At 34.2% G+C, this 23,345-nt stretch carries 20 protein-coding genes; 7 read left to right on the top strand and 13 right to left on the bottom strand.

The genetic code is table 11. The annotated features are described in order from the left end of the window. The first annotated feature begins 62 nt into the window (after positions 1–62). From MR053_RS12065 to MR053_RS12075, 3 genes are all read left to right on the top strand, one after another. A complete protein-coding gene (locus MR053_RS12065; RefSeq protein WP_242132683.1) occupies positions 63–977 on the top strand; it encodes a FecR family protein in 915 nt (304 codons plus the stop codon). Further along, positions 970–3,330: a TonB-dependent receptor plug domain-containing protein gene (locus MR053_RS12070; protein ID WP_242132684.1), complete on the top strand. Its 2,361-nt coding sequence runs from the start codon at positions 970–972 to the stop codon at positions 3,328–3,330. The genes MR053_RS12065 and MR053_RS12070 overlap by 8 nt, the downstream gene beginning before the upstream one ends. A gap of 103 nt (positions 3,331–3,433) precedes the next feature. Beyond that, a complete protein-coding gene (locus tag MR053_RS12075; protein WP_242132685.1) occupies positions 3,434–4,072 on the top strand; it encodes a YceI family protein in 639 nt (212 codons plus the stop codon). Positions 4,073–4,157: 85 nt separating this feature from the next. Here the strand turns inward: MR053_RS12075 and MR053_RS12080 are convergent, their stop codons facing one another. The 4 genes from MR053_RS12080 to MR053_RS12095 are packed head-to-tail and all read right to left on the bottom strand — an operon-like array spanning position 4,158 to position 7,510. Next, positions 4,158–4,856 (bottom strand): peptidoglycan DD-metalloendopeptidase family protein, encoded by a 699-nt coding sequence (locus MR053_RS12080; RefSeq protein ID WP_242132686.1) that lies wholly within the window; start codon positions 4,854–4,856, stop codon positions 4,158–4,160. 28 nt (positions 4,857–4,884) lie between these two features. Beyond that, positions 4,885–6,402, bottom strand: a complete 1,518-nt coding sequence (locus tag MR053_RS12085) for a hypothetical protein (protein WP_242132687.1) — start codon at positions 6,400–6,402, stop codon at positions 4,885–4,887. A gap of 15 nt (positions 6,403–6,417) precedes the next feature. Further along, complete coding sequence (locus tag MR053_RS12090) at positions 6,418–6,975, bottom strand: hypothetical protein (RefSeq protein ID WP_242132688.1); 558 nt, start codon at positions 6,973–6,975, stop codon at positions 6,418–6,420. Then, positions 6,959–7,510, bottom strand: coding sequence for an RNA polymerase sigma factor (locus tag MR053_RS12095; protein WP_223551972.1), 552 nt, complete (start codon positions 7,508–7,510; stop codon positions 6,959–6,961). Before MR053_RS12095 ends, MR053_RS12090 begins: the two co-directional genes overlap by 17 nt. 207 nt (positions 7,511–7,717) lie before the next feature. Here MR053_RS12095 and MR053_RS12100 point away from each other — a divergent pair, with 207 nt between their 5' ends. Together MR053_RS12100 and meaB are read left to right on the top strand one after the other, a co-directional pair. Next, the gene (locus tag MR053_RS12100) at positions 7,718–8,248 is read left to right on the top strand and encodes a DUF2911 domain-containing protein (RefSeq protein WP_242132689.1); all 531 of its coding nucleotides are present in this window, start codon (positions 7,718–7,720) and stop codon (positions 8,246–8,248) included. Between the two features lie 165 nt (positions 8,249–8,413). Further along, a complete protein-coding gene (gene meaB, locus MR053_RS12105; protein ID WP_242132690.1) occupies positions 8,414–9,484 on the top strand; it encodes a methylmalonyl Co-A mutase-associated GTPase MeaB in 1,071 nt (356 codons plus the stop codon). Here the strand turns inward: meaB and MR053_RS12110 are convergent. The 4 genes from MR053_RS12110 to MR053_RS12125 are packed head-to-tail and all read right to left on the bottom strand — an operon-like array spanning position 9,473 to position 12,632. Then, positions 9,473–10,420 (bottom strand): NAD-dependent epimerase/dehydratase family protein, encoded by a 948-nt coding sequence (locus MR053_RS12110; RefSeq protein ID WP_242132691.1) that lies wholly within the window; start codon positions 10,418–10,420, stop codon positions 9,473–9,475. The genes meaB and MR053_RS12110 overlap by 12 nt on opposite strands. Then, the gene (locus MR053_RS12115) at positions 10,417–11,004 is read right to left on the bottom strand and encodes a phosphatase PAP2 family protein (RefSeq protein ID WP_242132692.1); all 588 of its coding nucleotides are present in this window, start codon (positions 11,002–11,004) and stop codon (positions 10,417–10,419) included. Before MR053_RS12115 ends, MR053_RS12110 begins: the two co-directional genes overlap by 4 nt. A 10-nt stretch (positions 11,005–11,014) precedes the next feature. Next, positions 11,015–11,242, bottom strand: coding sequence for a hypothetical protein (locus tag MR053_RS12120; protein ID WP_223551967.1), 228 nt, complete (start codon positions 11,240–11,242; stop codon positions 11,015–11,017). Positions 11,243–11,255: 13 nt separating this feature from the next. Continuing rightward, on the bottom strand, positions 11,256–12,632 hold the full coding sequence (locus MR053_RS12125; protein WP_242132743.1) for an MATE family efflux transporter: 1,377 nt from the start codon (positions 12,630–12,632) through the stop codon (positions 11,256–11,258). Between the two features lie 351 nt (positions 12,633–12,983). Here MR053_RS12125 and MR053_RS12130 point away from each other — a divergent pair, with 351 nt between their 5' ends. Then, positions 12,984–13,913, top strand: a complete 930-nt coding sequence (locus tag MR053_RS12130) for a TolB family protein (RefSeq protein WP_242132693.1) — start codon at positions 12,984–12,986, stop codon at positions 13,911–13,913. An 11-nt stretch (positions 13,914–13,924) separates the two neighbouring features. Here MR053_RS12130 and MR053_RS12135 read toward each other — a convergent pair whose 3' ends face one another. From MR053_RS12135 to mnmA, 3 genes are all read right to left on the bottom strand, one after another. Beyond that, on the bottom strand, positions 13,925–15,376 hold the full coding sequence (locus MR053_RS12135; RefSeq protein ID WP_242132694.1) for a sialate O-acetylesterase: 1,452 nt from the start codon (positions 15,374–15,376) through the stop codon (positions 13,925–13,927). Between the two features lie 157 nt (positions 15,377–15,533). Then, positions 15,534–16,475, bottom strand: coding sequence for an NAD(P)H-dependent flavin oxidoreductase (locus MR053_RS12140; RefSeq protein ID WP_242132695.1), 942 nt, complete (start codon positions 16,473–16,475; stop codon positions 15,534–15,536). Positions 16,476–16,599: 124 nt separating this feature from the next. Next, positions 16,600–17,787: a tRNA 2-thiouridine(34) synthase MnmA gene (gene mnmA, locus MR053_RS12145; protein ID WP_242132696.1), complete on the bottom strand. Its 1,188-nt coding sequence runs from the start codon at positions 17,785–17,787 to the stop codon at positions 16,600–16,602. Positions 17,788–17,965: 178 nt separating this feature from the next. Here mnmA and MR053_RS12150 point away from each other — a divergent pair, with 178 nt between their 5' ends. Beyond that, entirely contained in the window at positions 17,966–20,257 is a 2,292-nt protein-coding gene (locus MR053_RS12150; protein ID WP_242132697.1) for a fasciclin domain-containing protein, read from the top strand. A gap of 230 nt (positions 20,258–20,487) precedes the next feature. On the opposite strand, the gene MR053_RS12155 is transcribed toward MR053_RS12150, so the two are convergent. Continuing rightward, a complete protein-coding gene (locus tag MR053_RS12155) occupies positions 20,488–21,216 on the bottom strand; it encodes a toxin-antitoxin system YwqK family antitoxin (RefSeq protein ID WP_242132698.1) in 729 nt (242 codons plus the stop codon). Between the two features lie 187 nt (positions 21,217–21,403). Beyond that, entirely contained in the window at positions 21,404–23,299 is a 1,896-nt protein-coding gene (gene yidC, locus MR053_RS12160) for a membrane protein insertase YidC (RefSeq protein WP_242132699.1), read from the bottom strand. Between the last annotated feature and the right edge of the window lie 46 nt (positions 23,300–23,345).

The raw sequence follows: 23,345 nt of genomic DNA on the forward strand, positions 1-23,345 counted from the left end.
ACATAGAGCCTGATTTTTTTTCAAAACAGGGTAGGAGAAAATAAAAACTAATTGTTATATAGTTGAATACAGAAATGATGGACAGAGAAAAACTCATATTAAAATGGTTAAATAACGACCTAAACGATCAAGAACTTCAAGCCTTTAAAACCCTTGAAGATTATGACGATTTAGAAAGGTTAAACAACAACCTACAAAGCTTTAAGGCTGATGATTATGATTCTAGTAGCGAGTTAGAAAAGGTATTATCTTCCATTAAAACTAAAAAAACACAGATAACGAGGCATTGGATAAAACCTTTTATGCGTGTAGCTGCAATTCTTGCCATTTGTTTAAGTGTCTATTATTATAGTACTATGGTAGACACAACATATATTACCGATGTTGCCCAAAAAACGATTATACAACTACCAGATGCGTCAAGTGTGTCGCTTAATGCAAAATCAACATTGGTATTTAATAAAAAAGATTGGAAAAAAGAGCGTGATGTAACACTGGAGGGTGAGGCTTTTTTTAAAGTATCTAAAGGATCTACATTTAATGTAATTACAGAGTCTGGAACCGTAACCGTATATGGTACAGAATTTAATGTAAAGCAACGCGACAATTATTTCGAGGTTATTTGCTACGAAGGTTTAGTTGGGGTTACCCATAATGATCATGAAACTAAATTAAAACCTGGAGACAGCTTTTTAATTATAGATGGGAAACTAATTGCTAAAGAAAAAGAAAACCGCTCAACACCTTCGTGGCTAAATAACGAAAGTCAATTTAAAAGTATACCTTTTAAAGCTGTCGTTTCTGAATTCGAAAGGCAATATGGTGTCAATTTTACACTCATGGGAATAGATAGCACACAGTTGTTTACCGGTAGCTTTTCGCACGATAACATAGATATTGCTTTACAGTCAATTACCTTACCTTTACACTTAACGTACAGTAAAGAAAATAATACTATTATTTTAAAACGTGAGTAAAAAAGGTTTACTTAATGTTATTATTGTCTTATTTTTTTTGAACACTTTTTGTATTACTGCTCAAAACGTTCAAAAAGAAAAGCTTAGCCTTGCTTCCGTTTTGAAGGCATTGGAAATCCTTTACAACGTAAGTTTTTCTTATGCTGATGAAACCATAGAAGATATTACATTAGAACTACCTGAAAATATTATAACCCTTACCGATGCCATAAATTTTATAAGCATTGAAACCGATTTGAATTTCAAATTGCTAGACAATCGTTTTATTGTAATTACTAAGAAAAAGACCCTTAGCAGTCATGATTTTAGTACTCAACAACTAGAAGAGGTCGTTGTTGTAAATTACCTAACTTCTGGTTTAACCAAACTAAATGATGGTAGTATCACCTTAAAACCTGAATCTTTTGGTATGCTTCCTGGATTGATAGAACCCGATGTGCTACAGAGCATTCAGGCACTCCCTGGAGTTTTGAGTGTGGATGAAACCGTATCGAACATCAATGTAAGGGGTGGTACCCACGACCAAAACCTAATACTCTGGGACGGCATAAAAATGTATCAATCGGGACATTTCTTTGGTTTGATTTCAGCTTTTAATCCCTATACTACTAAATCTGTTAAGGTTTCCAAAAATGGCACACCAGCAAAATATGGCGATGGGATTTCAAGTATTATCGATATGCATTTATCCAATACTATCGACAATACTTTTAATGCTGGATTAGGCTTTAACTTAATTAATGCAGATGGCTTTGCTAAAATACCGTTATCGCACAATACCGAACTACAGCTATCCACCCGAAGGTCGATAACCGATATGATTAACACGGCAACATTCGAACAATATTCCAAACGTATATTTCAGGATTCAGATTTTAATAAGGCTAAGGAAAATGATGATTTTATATCACAAAATGAATCGTTTTATTTCTATGATATCACAGCTAAGTTCCTTTACGATATTACTAAAAATGATAAAGTAAGATTTCATTTTTTCAATGTGTTCAATGATTTAAACTACGACGAGCAATTAACCACAAATGACCGTAATGAAGTCTTGAATAGCCAACTCACACAACGCAACTCAGCCATTGGACTAACTTACACAAGAGACTGGAACGACGATTTATCAACAAGCATCCAAATATATGTTTCCAATTATGATTTAGATGCCACTAATTTTGATCTTATTAACAACCAACGGTTAATACAGGAAAATGAAGTTTATGATGGTTCAATAAAATTGGATTTAAATTACAGGCATAATCAAAATTTTAAATATAATACTGGCTATCAATTCACAGAAGTTGGCATAAGTAATTTGGAAGACGTCAATAACCCCGATTTTAAAAGTTATATAAAAGAAGTTAATAGAACCCATTCCTTATATGGTGAAGGAGCATTTTTATCCAATAATGCCAAAACCAATTTAAAATTGGGAACAAGGTTAAATTACTTAGACAAATTTAACACTCTTTTAATAGAGCCCCGCTTAAGTTTCAGTCAACGGTTTTTAGATTATTTTAGACTTGAAATTTTGGGTGAACTAAAAAGTCAGACCACTTCCCAAATCATCGATTTGCAAAACGATTTTTTAGGTATAGAAAAAAGGCGTTGGGTATTGTCCAATAATAATACTGAGGTTACTAGCATTAATGGAGTAAACCTCTTTCCTGTTCCCATTATAAAAAGCAAACAAGCCTCTGTAGGATTACATTATAATAAAAATAAACTATTAATTAGTACTGAAGCTTATATTAAAAAAGTAGATGGTATAACGAGTAGAAGTCAAGGTTTTCAAAATCAATATCAGTTTGTTTACGATACCGGTAGCTATAAAATTAAGGGCTTAGACCTATTAATTAACAAACAATTTAATACTATTTTTAGTACGTGGTTAAGTTACACCTATAGTAAAAACAACTACCTGTTTTCAACTTTAAATGATGGCGAAGCCTTCCCTAACAATGCTGATATTAGGCATGCTTTGACCTTTGGAGGTGTTTATACCTATAACGACCTTAAACTAGCTTTAGGAATTAATTGGCATACAGGCAAACCAATAACAAACCCAATAGATGTGACCGATAGTTCAACCTCGAGGGAAATTAATTACGAAGCACCTAACAACAGTAACTTAAACGATTATTTACGGACCGATTTTTCTGTTTCCTATGCATTTGAAATTTCAGAAAATACCAAAGCTAATATTGGTGCTTCAATATGGAACGTTCTCAATAAAAGAAATGTTATAAACGCTTATTATGCTCTAAATGACGATAACACTTACAGGATGGTTGAAAATCAATCGCTGGGCATTACACCTAATATTAGTTTTCGTGTTAATTTTTAAATTTAAATGACAACATCCTATTTATTAAAACACTCTAAATTTATACAAGCTTGACTTTTCTTAATAATTTAAATAAATTGTTGACTTATAAAAAACATTGATTATGAAAAACAAACTCCCTTTTGCGTTAATAATTATTGTGTTGACTTTTATAACAACCGGCTGTCGTAATAAAGCAAAAGAAGCTGAAACTAAAAAAGCTGAAACAGTTAATTTAGCAAAAGATTCTTCAAATAAATTTATTATGTCCATAGACGAATCTACTATTATCTGGTCTGGCTATAAACCTACAGGCTCACATACAGGTACTATAAATTTAAGTCATGGTGAATTGACCATAAACGATGGTAAAATTGAAAGTGGAACCTTTAATGTTGATATGGCCTCGCTCAAAGATTCTGAAGCTAATGCCCGATTGGAAAAACATTTAAAAAGTGTCGATTTTTTTGATGTTCAAAAATATCCCTTTGCTTCTTTTAAAATAACCGGTTTTGAAAACGTTAATGATAAAACACTACTCTCTGGAAATTTAACCCTAAAGGACACAACTAACAATGTAACTTTTCCTGTGTCGGTATTTCATACAAACGATTCGGTTAAAGTAGAAAGTGAAACATTTACTATAGATCGCTCTAAGTGGAATGTAAGATACGGTTCAAGATCTTTTTTTGATAATTTAGGCGAAAAGTATATCAACGATGATATAGAATTAACGATTGTTGTTAAAGGGAAAAAAGAATAAAACTTGTATTAAATTAGTAATAACCAAAGACAAAACCTATACTAACTAGTTTGAACTTGTTATAGTCTATATTTCATCTTTTACGTTACAGTTTTATCTTCAATAACAAATTAGGGTCTGGACAATTAGATTTAAAAAAGTTTAAATCCTTGATATTACATACTCCCGGATAATCTCCAACCCAACCCTGAAGGTTCTTTATGATTTGAAAATGCAAATGTGGCGGATAATCACCATTTATATCTTTACTTCCCAAAGTGCCTATTTGATCTGCTGCCTTAAATATTTGCCCTACTTTTAGATGTTTTATAGAAGACAAACTTAAATGACCGTACAAAGTATAGAATTCAAATTCGAAAAGGGTATGTTTCAAAATAATGGTTGGTCCATAATCGCCATAATTGCTATTATTACAAAAACTGTGCACTGTTCCTTTCAATGGAGTATAAACAGCTGTATTCGCAGGACACCAAAAATCGATTCCTAGATGGATATTACGTTCTGAGTTATCTAGATTTAATGTTTTAAAATGTGCGCTACGTTTATAAATAGTTCGTTTTTCCAAATAACCACCATAAGCGGCAAAAGCCTTATGCTTTTTTATAAAAGTCTCTATATAATTTCCTAATTTTTCAGAAGAGGAAAAATCAAATGAACTGAATTGGGTATTATTTTCCGATAAATCTAATGGGATATATTTTGAATAGGGTTTAGAAGGATCTAAAACATGGAGTGGTATTGTATTAATGTTATAAAGGCATTTTAAAAAACGACTTGGGTCCATAAAGCATATTTTCCCAAAACTAAGAAATCTATCGCATAGTTACGTTACTGTACTTAGCATTAACAAGAATACTTTTGTCCGAGCTTAAATCTCCCGTTGAAAAAGAAGAGGTATTATCCTTTGCCATTTTACTGGGATGAGTAAACCGGGTACGATTTCCTTTAAATTGAAGGTTATGGGCTGCTTTAGGTAGTACAATAACCGCCTCTGTATTATGTAAGTTGACATTTAAATTGGTAAAGGCATCATCTATCTTTAAAATTCTTAAATCTCCAATACTTTCATTTATTATAGCATTTCCAAGCAAATTATCAATTTTAATATTGGAGGAATTTGCCGTAAGCACCAACTGCCCAACCTGTTCCAGATTAGCTTTCTCTACATAATTTAGGGTAAGTTCCCCCACATTCCATTGGACAACATGAACAGGTGAATGTGTAGCATTAATGGAAGTAGAACTTCCATTAATGCTTTGTGCTACAAACTTAGTATAGGCTAAATCAGCTTTTAAATTATTAGTACTCGCTGCCAACTTTAATTCACCATGCTTTACATTAAGCTTTAGTTTAGCACCTTTTGGCATTTTTATCTTTATAGTTTTCTTTACCTTAGAGTGAGCTTCGCGGTTAACCAAACGCTCCACGATTACACGTCTTTTATCAGCTAGTTTTTCACGCTTTTCACTTAACTTTTCGCGTTCCATCTTATACTTTTCACGAGCTCTTTCACGCTCTTCACTCATTTTATCTTTACGTTCTGCCATGGCTTCCATACGTTCGGCTCGTCGTTCCATATGGGCTGCAAAACGCTCTCCCCAAGCTTCCATTTGTTTTCCATATCGCTCCTCAAATTTTTTACTCCAATCCGCCATTTGTTTAGCATATTTTTCCTCCCATTCCTTTCCAAATTTTTCACCCCAGGTTTCCATCTCTTTTGCAAATTTCTTCCCAAATTTAGACTCAAATTCCTTAGTATATTCTTCTAAATACTTGTCTCCATCTTTTTTATAGGCATTGTAATCGAATTTAATACTTTTAACGCCTTCTGGAAGCTCTGGCAATTCTGGAAACTCCGGTATTTCTGGTATTTCTGGTGCCAAAGGCATTTGAGGTATTTCATGAAACACAAAGTCAAAATCCAGCTCTGGCAAATCTGCCAATTCAAACTTCAACTCTTCCAGAACAACATCTAAACCATCTATATCTCTAAGATCCAAGTTATGCACCCAAGCTACCGGTGCATGCCCCCTTGTGTTTACAGTTATCAGAGATGTAGAAGCATCAACATCTACCTCCCAATTTTTTAAAGCTTCTTCTAATTCTTCCTTGCTTAAGCCATCACCTTCTATATAAGCTTCTATTTCAACGGTATTTTTATTCCAGGTATCAAATTCGATATTACAATAGCTCGTATTTAAATCGATGGTAACATCTTTATCTACTTTTACAGATTGCGATATCTTAGTTAGTTTTTCTTGTGCTGTTAGTGTTGCGAAAACAAAACAACTTAGTATAAATAATTTTAATTTTATAATTGACTGTTTCATTGTTTGATTGATGTTTTAAGCTGTTTGTGATTGTAATTCAGCTTGTGTTAATTCCTTTAATTGTTCTTTTAATCGATACAATAGGTTTAAACGAAGTTTTAAATTATCTATTAAGGCATTAATGGTTAGCTCGGTGGGACCTGCTTTAGTCAACTCTAAAGACAAACGCTCATACTCCTTATTGAGTTCGTCGAGTTGGGTAATGTAACCATCGAAAACCTCTTTGGTTTCTGGGGTGTATTTAATTTTTGAAAGTTCTAAATTGATACTAGCCAAATAGTAATCCTCTACCTTCTTTAACCCTGGCGACACATCACCAAGTGTCTTGGTTTTAGCAACCATAGTCTCTGTTCCATTGGATTCATCATTAATATTTAGATAATTAAATGCACCATAGCTTAAACCTAAAAGCACTACAACACTAGCTGCAATATTGTACCATCTAAACGATTGACGCTTAGCTTGCGGCAATGCTTCATCTAATTTTTTAAGAAACCGTTCCTGATGGTTTTCTGGCATTTTTTCGATCGAAAACTTTTCATTCTTAAATAATTCTCTAATATCCTGTGCCATTTTCATTTAGTGTTAACAATTCTTTTAATTTAGATTTTCCTCTAGATAATTGAGTTCGCGATGACACCTCAGAAATATTTAGTATTTCTGAAATCTCTTGATGATCGTACCCTTCAATTAAATATAGCATAACAACATACCTATATTTATCTGGCAACTTACCAATTGCCACTTTTACTTCATCTAGTGTAATTGCATCGTCTACTAACCATTTGTCATCATCAACAGTATCGACAACCTTTAAGTGCACTTCTTCCAGTTCAACTAAACGTTGTTTTTTGGATTTCAGGAAATCAATACTCTTATTAACGACAATACGTTTTAACCAAGCTCCAAAAGTAACCTCTGCTTTATACTGGTTCAGTTTTGTAAAAGCCTTAATAAAAGCTTCTTGAACAACATCTTCAGCATCATTTGTATTTTTCAAAAAACGCATGGCAACAATATACATACCATCGCAGTACTGGTTGTATAACTGCAGTTGTGCCTTACGATTGTTTTGTTTACATTTTTCAATAATGTCAACTTGAAACATACTTTGGTCTACATTTTGGTTTAAGCTAGTTCATATTAAAGGACGATAAAAAAATAAATATGTTGCAAATACACCATATTTTTTTTTATTTATAAGTGTAACAAATCTAAATAAATATGCGTTAGCATTTTATAGATTGCACCTAATTAAAGTATCTTTACATCCCAAAAATTGCTATATATTATGAATACTTTTTTAAAACAGTTAATGGCAATACTACTTATTGTTGCCCTTGGAGTTTTTGTTTATTCTTATCTCAATGATGGCTTTCAAAAGCCAAAGAGTCCAAAAAAAACAGTGAGCTTTAAAGTTGATGATTTAAAACTTGAAGTATTTTATAACAGACCTTCAAAACGTGGTCGAGAAATTTTTGGGGCCCTTGTTCCTTACAATGAAGTTTGGCGTACTGGGGCCAATGAAGCTACCACTTTTGAGACTAATAAAGCCTTAAAAATTGTTAACGATTCACTTGAGGCTGGTAAATATACCTTGTGGACTATCCCTAACGATACAGCATGGCAGGTTATTTTTAATGCCAAACAATATGAATGGGGCGTAGACCATACCACACTAAAACCCCTTAGAGAACCGAATTTTGATGTAGTTAAGGTTTTGGTTCCAGTGAAAAAAATAGATCATGTGGTTGAACAATTTACAATAGCTTTTGATAATTCAACTGACAATCTTTTTTTAACCATGGCTTGGGATAATGTAAAAATCGAAGTCCCGCTAAAATAAGTTGGCTATTTGCAGTAGTAGTCTTTAGAAAAACCATTTTATAAATCACTTGTTCATTATAATAGTTCACTTAAAGTTACAATAGTCAAAAGACTACTAAACATTTGTGCTTTTTTGTACATATAAAACTAAAAATTGTAAATTAGTGAATCAATCGTTTAGTAAGTGACTAAGAAAAAACCAAAGACTTTAAAAGAAAACAAAGGTATTCCTGAAACAGGAATAACCAATACAGCTTCTATTGTCTCCTTTAAAAATAAACGTAAATACATTTTAGACACAGATACTTTAGTCAATGGTATTTTAAATAAAAACATATCTTCTTTAAGCAGGGGCATCACTCTTATTGAAAGTAAAAATCCGAATCATTCAGAGCAAGCTAGACTAATTATAAAAACATGTTTACCTCATGCAAACAAATCCATTAGGATTGGAATTACTGGAGTGCCGGGTGTAGGTAAAAGTACTTTTATTGAGGCTTTAGGAAAACACCTAACATCCCAGGGCAAAAGAGTTGCTGTTTTGGCAGTAGACCCCTCTAGTGCCATATCCAAAGGTAGTATATTAGGCGATAAAACCCGAATGGAAACCTTGGTGAAAGACAAAAATGCTTATGTACGACCATCAGCCTCTGGTGATACCTTAGGTGGTGTAGCCAGAAAAACAAGAGAATCTATTATACTTTGTGAAGCAGCTGGCTTTAACGTCATAATTATTGAAACCGTTGGTGTTGGACAAAGTGAAACAGTCGTACACAGTATGGTTGATTTTTTTCTATTGTTAAAACTTGCAGGTGCGGGTGACGAATTACAAGGTTTAAAACGCGGTATTATTGAAATGGCTGATGCCATTGCCATTAATAAATCGGATGGTGATAACTTAAAACGTGCAAAACTAGCTCAGGTTGAATTTAATAGAGCGCTTCATTTATATCCTGAAAAAACTTCAGGTTGGCAACCTAAGGTAACGACTTGTAGTGCTTTACAAAATGAAGGCATTGATACGATTTGGAAACTTATTCTAGAATATAAACAAATCACAACAAATAATAACTTCTTCGATAAAAAACGATACCAACAAAATAAGTTTTGGCTGATCCAGACCATTGAATCCGAGTTAAAGTATAATTTCTTTAATTCAGATAAAATAAAAAAAGAGCTCGAAAAACAATTAGTTCTAGTCGAACAGAATAAAACCACTCCTTTTGCTGCTGCAGATTATTTATTATCTCTTTAGAACGCTTGATTTATACCATTCAATCTGATGTTTTACAGCCTCCATCAATGTTGTTTTCGGGTTATAATCCAATAATTTTCTAGCTTTTTCTATAACAGCCTTAGTACGAAATTGATCACCCGGGCGCTTTGGTATCACATTTAGGTGAATAGGTTTACCCAAAATACTCTTTACTGCTTCAATGCCTTGCTTAGTGGTATATTCTTTATCTGTTCCCAAATTAATGATTTCCCCATCCATAACAGATGTTTTATCTATAACACCAACTATACCTTCAACAATATCACCCACATAGGTAAAGCTCCTTAAATGTTTATCACTGCCTTCAAATAAAGGAAAGGAAGTGCCTTTTATTCCCGAGTCAATTAACTTGGTAAACATTTTTTCAGGGCGTTCCCGAGGGCCTATTACCGAATATAACCTCAGCGAACAGGTTCTTAGCTTTTTTTCTCTACTTTGCTGAAGCACTAATTGCTCAGCTGCTAATTTTGTTACTCCATAAAAAGATGCAGGTTTAGGTATTGCATCTTCATCAAATGTGGCTTCCAGACCATAAACAGAGGAAGTTCCTATATTAACCAGTAGCTTTAAATTTGGCAAACCAAGAGCATAGTCTATTAAATGTTTTGTCGCCAGCACATTATTCTGCAAATAATCCTGAAATGTAGAATGAGTAGAAATTCCAGGTTGGGCTGCAAAGTGAAAAATATAATCAATCTCTTTGGGTAAAGTTTCAACTAAATCTTCATCATTTAAATTTTTATTGATGACCGAAATACCAACTGAATTTAAGCTCCTTTCATTCAATTTCTTTAAACCCACATCATAATGAGACGAAAAATTATCTACTCCAACAACCTCATGTCCCAAAGCTTTTAAAGCTTCAGCTGTATGTGATCCTATAAAACCTGCTGCCCCAGTAACTAAAATATTCATACTGGTTCTGGTTTATAAAGTTGAAAGCGTTTCAACAAATATTTTGCCAATTTATGGAACAGGTATCCAGATATAGCTCCAAATATTAACCCACAGACAATATCCAACGGATAATGTACGCCTACATAAATTCTACTATAAGCAACAATAAAACTAATACCCACTAGCACATATATAATCCATTTATAAAATGGCTTTAGTAATAACCCACCAAATACAGCTACCGCCATAGAATTAGAGGCATGCCCAGAGAAAAAACCATATAAACCGCAACGCACCGCTATAAACCTCATATGTTCCATCACGCCTTCTGTTCTACAGGGACGAGTACGTTCAAAAACACGCTTAAACAAATTAGTAGATTGGTCTGTAAAGGTTATCATTAAGGCAAGTACAAATACTAAAAAAACCACAGACTTAAACCCAAATTTTTTATATAAAAAATAAAAAAGTATTAGCCCTAATACAGGCCCAAAAAACAACTTGTTTGTTATGGTCAGCCATAAAACATCCCATGGTTCCGATCCTAAAGTATTTAAATATAAAAAGAGTTCGTTATCGTATTGCAGAATTTTGTCCAACATTTTTGATAGATTATTCTTCGTATTTCGCTATTTCTCGGTCATAAAATTGAGTCGCCAACCGGATAGCATTTTCTGTTTCTATTTCTAGCTCCTTTTGGTCTTCGGCATCAAAATCCTCGAACCATTCCACATCATCATCTTCAAGATTAATTATGAACCTTGGAAACTCTGTATGAATCACATAAATAGCATTGGGATATTCTGAATTATCACCTAATATGAATTTTGGTAAGATCATAATCTATTCTTATTTAGTTGTTTGACAAAATTAACTTTTTAGTCAAATAATTAAACCTAATATACAATAAAATAGCTGCCGTAGTTAAGCCTGCAAGTAAGCCCAACCATATACCAAAACTACCATAAGTCTCTTCTTTTCCAAAAAACCAACTTACTGGAAACCCTACCAACCAATACGATATAAAAGTGATTATAGTTGGTATTTTTACATCTTGCAGTCCCCGTAAAGCACCTAAAACAATAACTTGGATACTATCACTTATTTGAAAAATTGAAGCAGCAATTAATAATTTTGAGGCTATAGCGATTACTTCTGTATTATCATTTAGATTCTTAATATCATCAAAATCGACATAAAGTTTTGGTAATTGATTATGGAATGCAAAGAAAATAATAGCGAAGCACACAGCAAATAAGGTTCCCATTAAGAAAAGGGAAAATGCAATTCGTCTTAATTCATAAAATGCTTGTAGTCCTTTTTGGTTACCAACACGAATCATGGATGCTACACTTAGTCCCATAGCCACCATGAAAGTCATCGATGATAGATTTAATGCAATTTGGTTTGCTGCTTGAGGATTCTTTCCCAATAAACCACTTAGCCAAATAGCAGCAGTAAAAATAGCTACCTCAAAAAACATTTGCATAGAGCTAGGGGCTCCAAGGTTAATTATTTTTTGCAGCATCCTTTTACTTAAAACAAAAAACTTAATATTGGTAACAAATGCTTTGGATTTATCCTTTCCTTTTAACAAGTACCAAAGGTGCCCCACCATAATAAACCTTGAAGCCAAAGTACCATAAGCCGCTCCAACAATACCCAATGCAGGAAAACCTAACTTTCCGAATATTAAAATATAATTTAACAAAACATTCACCACATTGGCTAAAATAGTGGCATACATGGGATATTTGGTCATTGACAAACCATCTCCAAACTGTTTAAACGCCTGAAAAACAACTAATGGTATAAGTGAAAATGCCACTAAATCTAAATATGGCATTGCCAATATAACCACTTCATCAGGCTGTTTCATTAAATACATCAATGGTTTTGCAAAAAACACCAATAAAAAAAGTAACACACCCAAAACAGTACACAAAAATAAGCCATGTTTAAAGGCTGATTTTCCTTTTACAAAATCCTGGGCTGAATCTGCTTCGGCTATTAAAGGCGTGATGGCAGTACTAAAACCAATCCCTAAAGACATAGCAATAAACATAAAACTATTGCCCAAAGACACAGCTGCCAATTCTGCTGTACCTAATTGCCCTACCATAATGTTGTCAATAAAACTAACAAAAGTATGTCCCAACATACCTAACATAACTGGGGCTGCCAATTGCCAATTGTATTTAAATTCTTTGGTATAGTTTTTTATCAGCATCATGCAAAAATAAACTTTAGCATTGTGAATATTATCGTTTAGCCAAAAGATTTGACCAAATCTTGGTGAAAATTGTTAATAAATTACAGCAACACTCTTAATATCAAATGGTTATTTTTTGTAAGTTTGGAATGCTATTATCCAAAATCCATTTAATCGAACAATTTTTAGAAAATATATATAGAAACATTTGGCTTTTATTTTATTAGGGATTAAAAATATTTTGGCTTACTCGTTTCGATATTCAAGAGGGGAAATTTTTCCCCTTTTTTATTATATTTAATTAACATTTATTTTAAACAATACAAATGCTTCTTTAGCTACCTTTGACTGTATACCAAATTAAAGTCTATGAAGTTCTTCCATACATTTTTCTTAATTATAATATCCTCTATTGGTTTTTCTCAACAACACGTTGTCGAACCTTTTTTACCAAATATTGTTAAACAATTTCCTAATGTTAGGGATGTAACCATATCTCCTAATGGTGATGAGATTATGCTTACTGCACAAAGTGTTAATGGTAACCTCTCAGCCATTATTCATTTAAAAAAAGAAAGTAATAGTTGGGGGAACCCTCAAATAGCCTCTTTTTCTGGTAAGTATTTCGATTTAGAGCCTTGTTTTTCACCTGATGGCCTAAAACTTTATTTTGTGTCTACCCGATCATTGACTTCTGACTCCAACAAACCTAAGGATTTTGACATTTGGTATGTTGAACGTCAATCTTTAAATGCTAATTGGTCTGAACCAAAAAATATGGGAAGCCCTATAAATACCGAACACGGTGAATTTTACCCATCTATTGCCCTAAACGGAAACTTTTATTTTACTAGAGACGACACAAACATAAAAAGAAAGGATGACATCTATTTTAGTAAATATAATAATGGCCAATATGCTGAACCCAAAGCATTATCGGCTAGTATTAACTCTGAAGGTTACGAGTATAATGCCTTTATAGCTCCAGATGAATCCTATTTAATTTTTGGTAGTTACAATAGAACAGATAGTTATGGCAGTGGTGATCTTTATATTAGTTACAAAACAAAAACCCTTTGGAGTAAAGCTGAAAATATGGGTGATATTATCAATTCTAGTAAAATGGATTATTGCCCATTTGTTGACACCAAAACCAATACTTTATATTTTACAAGTAAACGCGATAACACCAAAATCCTATTAGATGACCCTTTAAACATAGAGGAGTTAATTGCTGAATTGAACAGATACAATAATGGCTCAAGCAGACTGTATAGAATATCCTTCGAAAAGTTATAAATTATAATATATTATTCAACATGCTTAGCATCATTCCAGTCATCTGTTCTAAATGAAGATGCAGGCAAGAGATTAGTATCAAATAAACTTCCTTTAACCCAATTGCGCCAAGCATATCGTACTGCAACAGGAGTTTTTACATGACCACTTGTTACAAATACACGGTTACCGTTTATAATCTTTGCATCGGCTGGATAGAAAACTTTATCCTCACCAGCTATCTCAAATCCAGTTAAATTGGTAAATGTATAAAGTCCCTTTTCGGCATTTTGAAATTGTAACATTAATCCACCCTCATGAGCAATCATGGAATTGTATATTGGTCCCGAAAAATCAATAGTTTTATAACCATAGGATTTATGTAATGCAATAAATAATAGTCTATTGGCCACCTCTTTCTTTTTCGCCGGATGAATACAATTGGCCTCACCGATATCCATTGTAATTGCTATTCCAGAATTTGGTATAAGATCAACACATTTGAGTTGGGTTTCACGTATATAAGCTGAGTTATTAGAAACCTCAAAGGCATTATTGTCGCCATATAAAAAAGGGGCAATTTGCACATAATAGAATGGAAAGTCTCCAATATTCCAACGGGATCGCCAATCTTTAACCATAGCTGGAAAACGCTCTTTGTATTCAGAAGGTTTATCTCGATTGCTCTCACCTTGGTACCATAAGGTGCCTTTTATTGTATATGGAATTAATGGATTTATCATAGCATTGAATAAGGCTGTAGGAATATGATTGGTTTGTTTATTAATATCCACACTATCTAGATCAACAGTTTGGTAAGTATTCATATATTCCTTACTTATCCAAGCTTCTACTTTACTACCTCCCCATGAGGTATGAATAAGACCCACAGGAACATCTAAAATTTTCTGCAATTGCTCACCAAAAAAATAGGCAACGGCACTAAACTCCATCACATTAATAGAACTCGCTTCTTCCCATCCATCGTAACTATCAATATTGTTCAAAGGTAGTTTTGCACCCTTTCGATGTACAGTAAACAACCTTAAATTAGGGTTATTTGCATTAGCTACTGCATGTAATGCACCAAATGTAGGTTGGCCGTTATAGCCAGAAAGTGGCTGTTGCATATTAGATTGACCTGAGCACAACCAAACTTCACCAAATAATATATTCTTTAAAAGAATATTGGATGTTCTACTAAAAATTTTAATTATTTGTGCCTCTTTGCTATTGGTAGTCATTACTTTAACCTTCCAATTCCCTTCCTTATCGGCTAAAATATTTATACTCTCATGCAACCAAGATGCTTCAATGGAAATATCCTCAAAAGGATCTGCCCAGCCCCACAGAGTAACATCAGTATCACGTTGTAATACCATATTTGAAGATACAATAGCTGGAAGCTTAATTTCGGCTTGTAAAAATTGAACCCACAGGAATCCTACGAGCATCAATAGTTGAAGACACTTTTTTGTGTTCATGTATTTAATATTTATAGAATTATACTTTTAAAAAATCATTGATTATTAACCTAACAAAGCTTTGTCTTAAATATAAAAAGAAAATAAATGTAATTCACAAAGGCCTCTAAATACAAATACTAATATGATTGATAGCAATCTTTTTAAAATTTAATTGCTATAAATCAATAGCCTGTTTTTTAGCTTCTTCAAACTCTTTTACAATATCCTTAACAATTGTAGTCACGGGCTTAATATCGTGGATTAATCCAGAAATCTGCCCTATTTCCAACTCCCCTTCTTCTAAATCACCTTCAAACATGCCCTTTTTTGCACGTGCTCGTCCAAGAAGTTCCTTAAGTTGCTCTATTGTTGGTCCTGTTTTGTATAGTTCTTGAACTTGATTGTAAAATTTATTCTTGATTAGCCGTACTGGAGCTAATTCTTTCAAGGTCAATTGGGTATCTCCCTCTTTAGCATTAACAATAGCCTGTTTAAATAATTGATGTGCAGAACTTTCTTCACTTGCAGCAAACCTGCTCCCTATCTGTACACCATCTGCTCCCAAAACCATGGTAGCCAACATAGCTCTTCCCGTAGCTATACCTCCTGCAGCTATTAATGGTATATTTATTTGTTCCTTAACCATAAGGATTAAGGTCAATGTAGTGGTCTCTTCCCTGCCATTATGTCCTCCAGCCTCAAAGCCCTCAGCAACTATAGCATCGACACCTGCTTCTTGTGCCTTCAAGGCAAACTTCACACTACTTACTACATGCACTACAGTAATACCCTTGTCTTTCAACCAAGAAGTCCATGTTTTTGGATTTCCAGCCGAAGTAAAGACAACCTTCACCCCTTCATCTACAATAATTTCCATAATTTCTTGAATATTGGGATATAACATGGGTACATTAACACCAAATGGTTTATTGGTTGCCTTTTTACACTTTTGGATGTGTTCCCTAAGCACATCAGGGTACATGGATCCTGCTCCTATCATTCCCAAAACCCCAGCATTACTAGCAGCCGATGCCAAACGCCAACCACTATTCCACACCATGCCCGCTTGTACGATAGGATATTTAATATGGAATAGTTGTGTTATTCTATTGGTCATAAAGAAATGTTTCTAAAATGGAAAATTATGAATTATATCCCTAAAGTGAAAGTTAAGATGAAATTTAAGAAATGATATTTCCCATTCGTCACACTGCTTCCATTTCGAAATGAGACTAAAAAGCTTAAGCGATAATCCCTGAACCCACAAGTTCATCATCGAGATACCAAGCTACAAACTGACCTTCTGTAATAGCAGATTGGTAATTTTCGAACTCCACATATAAACCACTTTGAACTTTATACAAAATTGCCTTTTCCAAAGCTTGCCGGTATCGGATTCTTGCCAAAACTAACATACTTTCGCCTTCCTTTAACATTAAGTCTTCCCGAATCCAATGTAATTCATCATTAGTCACAAACAAAGCCTTTTTTAACAATCCCGGGTGTTCTTTACCTTGCCCTGTGTAGATGACGTTTTCCTCTACATCTGTATCAATTACGAACAAAGGTTCTGGAGTACCTCCTACTGCCAATCCTTTTCGTTGTCCTTTGGTGAAATAATGAGCCCCTTGATGTTTACCCACTACTTTACCATCTAAAAGTTTGTAATCAATCTTACGCGATAAGTATCTTAATTTCTCTTCAAGGGTATTAAACATTGGTTGAGCCTCTTGAAATATATTCTGTTCTTTAGAAACCTCAACAATGACACCTTCTTTAGGCTTTAATTGTTGTTGCAAAAAATCAGGTAGCTTGACTTTCCCTATAAAACACAAACCTTGGGAATCTTTCTTTTCAGCTGTCACCAAACCCAACCTCATGGCGATTTCACGCACTTGTGGTTTGGTTAACTCCCCTATTGGGAATAGGGATTTTGCCAATTGGGCTTGGGATAATTGACACAAAAAATACGATTGGTCTTTATTCCCATCAACTCCAGCCAAAAGACGATAAATGGTTTGTCCGTTTTTTTCAACACTGCCCTTTCTACAATAATGACCTGTAGCAACATAATCGGCTCCAAGTTCTAACGCAATGTTCATAAAGACATCAAACTTTATCTCTCTATTACAAAGTACATCGGGGTTTGGTGTTCGACCTCTTTCATACTCATTAAACATATAGTCTACAATACGTTCCTTGTATTGTTGGCTTAAGTCGACCGTTTGAAATGGAATTCCCAATTTTTCAGCAACCATCATAGCATCGTTACTATCATCCAGCCATGGACATTCATTGGAAATAGTCACAGAATCATCATGCCAGTTCTTCATAAACAAACCAATCACCTCAAAGCCTTGCTGTTTTAACAAATAAGCAGCAACACTTGAATCTACTCCTCCTGAAAGTCCAATTACTACACGTTTCATCAAAAAAAAATTGGTTACAAAGATACGATATAAAAGAGAATACCCCTTATTAATTTAAGACTTTGAGTAACGTACAAATAATATTTTGTTTATTTTTTTTAAAATTTTATTAAACAATATTTTGTTTTTTGTTTAATTATTATGTACTTTTGTTAAACAAAATAAAAACAAAATGAAAATGAAAACATTAACAGCAATTAAAAAGTTAGTTTTAGTAACTATGGTATTAACTTTCGCATCTTCTTGTCTAAGCGATGATGATCCTATTGTAGTTGAACAGCCAGAAACTATTGCCGAAATAGCAGTAGTTACTCCACAATTAAGCAGTTTAGTAGCGGCCTTAAATCGTGCAGATCTTGTAGAAACTTTAGACGGTAGTGGTCAATTTACTGTATTTGCACCTACCAACGCAGCATTCGCTTCGTTTTTAGCTGCTAACGGATTTGCATCATTGGAAGAAGTTCCTGCAGATGCATTAGAGCAGATTCTATTAAATCATGTCATTTCTACAGAACTTAAATCCACAGATCTGTCAACAGGATATGAAAAAACTTTAGCTACCGAAGCAAGCTCAAATGCCAACTTGAGTTTATACATAAACACATCATCGGGAGTTCAGTTAAATGGTAACGCTTCTGTTACAAATGCTGATATTGATGCAACAAATGGGGTTATTCACATTGTTGATGCTGTAATTGGATTGCCAACTATAGTTGACTTTGCTTTGGCAGATGATACCTTTTCAACTTTGGTTTCTGCTCTAACCAGAAGTGACTTAACTTTTGATTACGTAACAACATTATCTACCCCAAACGGAACAAGCCCTGCTCCGTTTACAGTCTTTGCTCCTACTAACGACGCTTTTGCTAGCTTATTGAACGAGCTTGAGTTATCATCTCTTAGTGAAATTGATGAACCTACACTTAAAGCCGCTCTAGATTCGCATGCTATAGCTGGAGCTAATGTGATATCATCAGATTTAATAGATAATATGACTGTAACGACATTAGGTGGAGATATTACCGCTAATGTCTCGGGTGGACCAACACTAACCGATTCAAACGGAAGAATGAGCAACATAGTAGTTACCGATGTACAAGCTGCCAATGGTGTTATTCATGTAATCGACAAAGTTGTATTGCCCAAACTACCAGATAATATTGTAAGCAAAGCATTAAGTACTCCAGACCTAAGTAATTTAGTTGCTGCTCTACAGGCTGCAGACGGAGACCTTGTAAATATCTTATCAGGGAGTGGTCCGTTTACAGTTTTAGCACCTACCAATGCCGCTTTTGACACCTTTTTGACTAATAATGGTTTTACTGCTTTAGGGGATGTACCAACTGATGTTCTAGCACAAATCTTGCTTAATCATGTAATTTCAGGAAAATTCATGTCCAGTGATTTGACAGCTTTTGGAAATGGGTATATTTCAACTGAAGCTATTGGAACAGCTAACAATAAAATGAGTATGTTTTTTAACGCATCCAATGGTGTTACGTTTAATGGTATTTCATCTGTAACAAGTGCAGATATTGAAGTTACGAATGGAGTAATTCATATAGTAGACCATGTTATTGGTTTGCCCACTGTTGTTGACCATGCCACTGCTAATCCTGGCTTTAGTAGTCTTGTAGCTGCTCTAGGTGCTGCTGATGGGGACTTAGTTAACGTGCTAAGCGGAACCGGACCATTTACCGTTCTTGCTCCAGATGATACTGCTTTCACAACATTTTTAAACGGTACGCCTTTGGCGAATGTTCCAACTGATGCCCTAGCCAATATTCTGTTAAACCATGTTTTAAGTGGCGTTACCACATCATCTGATTTGACCTCAGCTGGCGCGGGCTATACCAATACCAGTGCATCTGGTCCAGACATGAGCAATTTGAGTCTGTATTTTAACGCGTCAAGTAACGTTATGTTCAATGGCGTTTCAACAGTTACCCAAGCCGATGTTATTGCAAGTAATGGAATAATACATGCTATTGATGCTGTGATTGATATTCCAACTGTAGTTACATTTGCATTAGCAGATCCTAATTTTTCAACTTTATTAAGTGCATTAACGGAATTAACTCCTGCTACCGATTTTGCTTCTATACTTTCTAGGACTGAAGGCATGAATGGAGACGGAATCAATCCTAATTTTACGGTTTTTGCTCCTACAAATGCTGCTTTTGATATGTTATCGAGCATTCCCGAAGAAGCCACGCTTACTAATATACTACTACATCATGTAGTAGCCGAGGCTAATGTAAGATCTGGTGATTTAACACCAAATGGCGATACAACCGCTACAAGTTTGGAAGGCGACAATATTACAATTACCTTACCGGGATCTGGAACTAATACTGCAGATATAACAGATGGTGCTGGAAATACAGATATTGGTGTTATTGCAGTAGATGTTCAGGCTGGAAATGGCGTTATACATGTAGTAAATAAAGTTTTACTACCCAGCAATTAAATAAATATAAACAGCGAAAAATGGTGTACTAAAGCAACTTTATTTGATAGGTATAATTTAAAAATGTTTCCGCTGTTGATGTTAAATTGTACAAAAAACTAGCAATTAAAGTTGCAGCACACCAAAAGAAACTTATTTGTGAATACATTTTTTGAATTGGTTTTTGGTTTGATTTTAGACAATTAATAGTCGTTCTCTCATAAAAATTGTCTAAGAAAAGAGGCTCTCCATTATTGGGGAGCTTTTTTATATTTACCATCTACTTTAATATACTTTGGCTTATAGGTATAGTCTTTTTCTTCTATTAACTTATTTCCTTCGTAGTACTTCCAAATCCCAGTTTTCTTTCCATTTTTATAGTGTCCCTCGGTGACGAGCTCTCCTTTAAAATTGTAATATTTGGCTGGTCCATGAAGTTCACCATTAGCATATACAAACATTTTTAAAACTACCCCACTTTCTGAATACCATATCGTTTCACCATCCAATTTGCCTTTGATGTAATACTGTTGTTCTGCTACTTGTCCATTTTCATAATAGGTTAAACGCTCACCTTCCAAATCACCATTATCATTATAATGTTCTATATTTAAAAGATTGCCGATTTTATTGTGGTAATACTTCCAAGTCCCAACATAGGTTTTACCCTTCATGGTGCCTTCACTGATAACTTTACCTTGAGGGTTAAAAAATTTTACTTGCGCTGTATCTCCTGTTTTACTGAAGGTTCTTGTTGCCGATAGAACCTGTTTACCATTATCATTTTTATAAAACCGAAATTCCCCTACCTCTTTACCATGAAAAAATTCGCCTTCGTATCGTAATACCTTAGTTCCTTTATAATGCTTTCTCCAAATACCATGATGCTTGCCATTTTCATCAAATTGATTGATGTCTTGGGCAGACATAAAAAAGCCATTCAGTATGGTTAAGACGTAAATGATATTATAAAACTTCATATCGATTGTTTTTTTGAAAAACGCTAAAAATTATTACAAATTGTATTGTCAAAAAAAGCTGCCAATATTAATGATCAATAAATCATCACAATTGACAGCTTCTACTTTTAACCCTTCTGTCTTTCAATTTTTATTATAAAATTGAAATCCACTCTCCCTTTTCAAGGAAAATATGATCTGTTAACTATTATTTCTTTTTTCTTTGTTGGGCCTGTTTTTGTTGCTCAGCCTGTTCCATCATTTCCTTCATCTTTCTTTGGAAACGATTTTCTTTTTTAGGTTTCTTTTTATTCTCCTGTATTCTGGCATGTATCTTATCCTCATCAATTATATAATTTTTAATCACCAACATAATACCAATGGTAATTAGGTTGGATATAAAGTAATATAAACTCAAACCTGATGCATAATTATTAAAGAAGACCAACATCATTAAAGGTGAGAAGTAAATCATGTACTTCATCATTTTGCCCATATCGGGCATCCCTTCTTGACTGGGTTGTGCCGCCACTTGCTGCCCTGTGGTCATACGCATATAAAAGAATATAGCTAATGACGCCAATATGGGGAACAAACTCACGTGGTCACCGTAAAATGGAATATTAAAAGGCAATTCTACAATGGTATCGTAAGACGACAAGTCTTCAGCCCAAAGGAAACTTTTTTGCCTTAAATCGAACGCCGATGGGAAAAACTGGAATAAGGCATAAAACACAGGCAATTGCATTAACGCGGGCAAACATCCAGCCATGGGGCTAGCTCCTGCCTTGCTGTATAAGGCCATGGTTTCCTGTTGCCTTTTCATGGGGTTGTCTTTATACTTATTGGAAATCTCTGTAATCTCTGGTTTTAAGACCTTCATCTTGGCTTGGGACACATACGATTTATAAGTTACAGGTGACATCGCTATCCTTACTAAGATGGTCATCACGATAATGGCTATGCCATAAGGCAAGAAACTACCCAAGAAACCAAACAATGGCATGAAAACGTAACGGTTTATCCATCCAAAAATACCCCATCCAAAGGGTATCAATTCATCAAGGTTTCTATCATAGGCCGTAACTACTTTGTAATCGTTAGGACCATAAAACAAGTCCATTGTATTGTTGAACTCACCACCTTGTAATTCCAATGGCAAGCTAGTCGAAAAGTTTTTAGTGTAAACCGTATCTATAGCTTCGTCTTGCACTAAATTTTCAGCTTTAACCACAGCCTTTTTAAACGGTGATTTCGTTAATAATACCGATGAGAAAAAATGTTGTTTGTAACCAATCCACGTAACATCTTCAATGGTTTCTTCTGAATCCCGCATACCAGTATAATCATCCTTACCATTTTCGTATTCGTAATGAATATCGGTATATCTGTTTTCATACGAAATACTTTTGGCATGACGGTACCCTTTAAGATTCCAATCTAATTTAATGTCCTGAGAACTATTAACAATATCATTCAGACCTTGTGACCGAACGGTAAAACCAATCATATAATCGTTTGGCTTAATCTCATAACGGTATTCTAAGAATTTTGTCTCTGAAACTTTTAGTTTCATGGAAACGATAGTATTCTCTCCATTTTTAGTCACAGTTGGTATAAATGGCAGATCTTTAGTGTTTAGTATTCTGCTATCGGTCGTTCCAAAATTTATATTAAATCCAGCATTCTTATCTTTAATAAGATATATGGGTTGGTCTTTAAAATCGACAAAGGCTTTTAATTTCACTTCTGAGAGATAGCCTCCCTTGTGACTGAATTTCAACTCCAGCACTTCATTTTCTACAACAGTCTCTCCTTCTATTGCCTTTAATGCAGAATAGGCAAAAGCCCCTAGCTTATTTTGCAGCTTAACCACTTGTAAAGAATCAGAACTTTCCGCTAATTCCATATCCTCTACAACAGCTGTATTGTTTTGTTGCTTTTCTTCTACCTTTTTTTGTGCTTCAACTTGTTCTTGCTTGGCTTTTTCCTGAGCTTCAAGCTCTTCTGGCGTAGGTTGGTTTTGCCAAAACATATATATTAAAATTCCAAAAATGAGTATAAACCCAATTATAGAATTAATATCTAATTTTCTTTCTTCCATATTCTTTTAAATCAATTAAAAAAGATTCCTGCATCTGCAGGAATTA

This window comes from Aestuariivivens marinum, assembly GCF_022662175.1.
Lineage (GTDB): Bacteria > Bacteroidota > Bacteroidia > Flavobacteriales > Flavobacteriaceae > Aestuariivivens > Aestuariivivens marinum.

Coding starts and splice junctions, on each gene's coding strand:
- MR053_RS12075 (WP_242132685.1), top strand. CDS start 3,434: ATGAAAAACAAACTCCCTTTTGCGTTAATAATTATTGTGTTGACTTTT.
- MR053_RS12080 (WP_242132686.1), bottom strand. CDS start 4,856: ATGGACCCAAGTCGTTTTTTAAAATGCCTTTATAACATTAATACAATA.
- MR053_RS12085 (WP_242132687.1), bottom strand. CDS start 6,402: ATGAAACAGTCAATTATAAAATTAAAATTATTTATACTAAGTTGTTTT.
- MR053_RS12090 (WP_242132688.1), bottom strand. CDS start 6,975: ATGGCACAGGATATTAGAGAATTATTTAAGAATGAAAAGTTTTCGATC.
- MR053_RS12095 (WP_223551972.1), bottom strand. CDS start 7,510: ATGTTTCAAGTTGACATTATTGAAAAATGTAAACAAAACAATCGTAAG.
- MR053_RS12100 (WP_242132689.1), top strand. CDS start 7,718: ATGGCAATACTACTTATTGTTGCCCTTGGAGTTTTTGTTTATTCTTAT.
- MR053_RS12110 (WP_242132691.1), bottom strand. CDS start 10,420: ATGAATATTTTAGTTACTGGGGCAGCAGGTTTTATAGGATCACATACA.
- MR053_RS12115 (WP_242132692.1), bottom strand. CDS start 11,004: ATGTTGGACAAAATTCTGCAATACGATAACGAACTCTTTTTATATTTA.
- MR053_RS12120 (WP_223551967.1), bottom strand. CDS start 11,242: ATGATCTTACCAAAATTCATATTAGGTGATAATTCAGAATATCCCAAT.
- MR053_RS12125 (WP_242132743.1), bottom strand. CDS start 12,632: ATGCTGATAAAAAACTATACCAAAGAATTTAAATACAATTGGCAATTG.
- MR053_RS12130 (WP_242132693.1), top strand. CDS start 12,984: ATGAAGTTCTTCCATACATTTTTCTTAATTATAATATCCTCTATTGGT.
- MR053_RS12135 (WP_242132694.1), bottom strand. CDS start 15,376: ATGAACACAAAAAAGTGTCTTCAACTATTGATGCTCGTAGGATTCCTG.
- MR053_RS12140 (WP_242132695.1), bottom strand. CDS start 16,475: ATGACCAATAGAATAACACAACTATTCCATATTAAATATCCTATCGTA.
- mnmA (WP_242132696.1), bottom strand. CDS start 17,787: ATGAAACGTGTAGTAATTGGACTTTCAGGAGGAGTAGATTCAAGTGTT.
- MR053_RS12150 (WP_242132697.1), top strand. CDS start 17,966: ATGAAAACATTAACAGCAATTAAAAAGTTAGTTTTAGTAACTATGGTA.
- MR053_RS12155 (WP_242132698.1), bottom strand. CDS start 21,216: ATGAAGTTTTATAATATCATTTACGTCTTAACCATACTGAATGGCTTT.
- yidC (WP_242132699.1), bottom strand. CDS start 23,299: ATGGAAGAAAGAAAATTAGATATTAATTCTATAATTGGGTTTATACTC.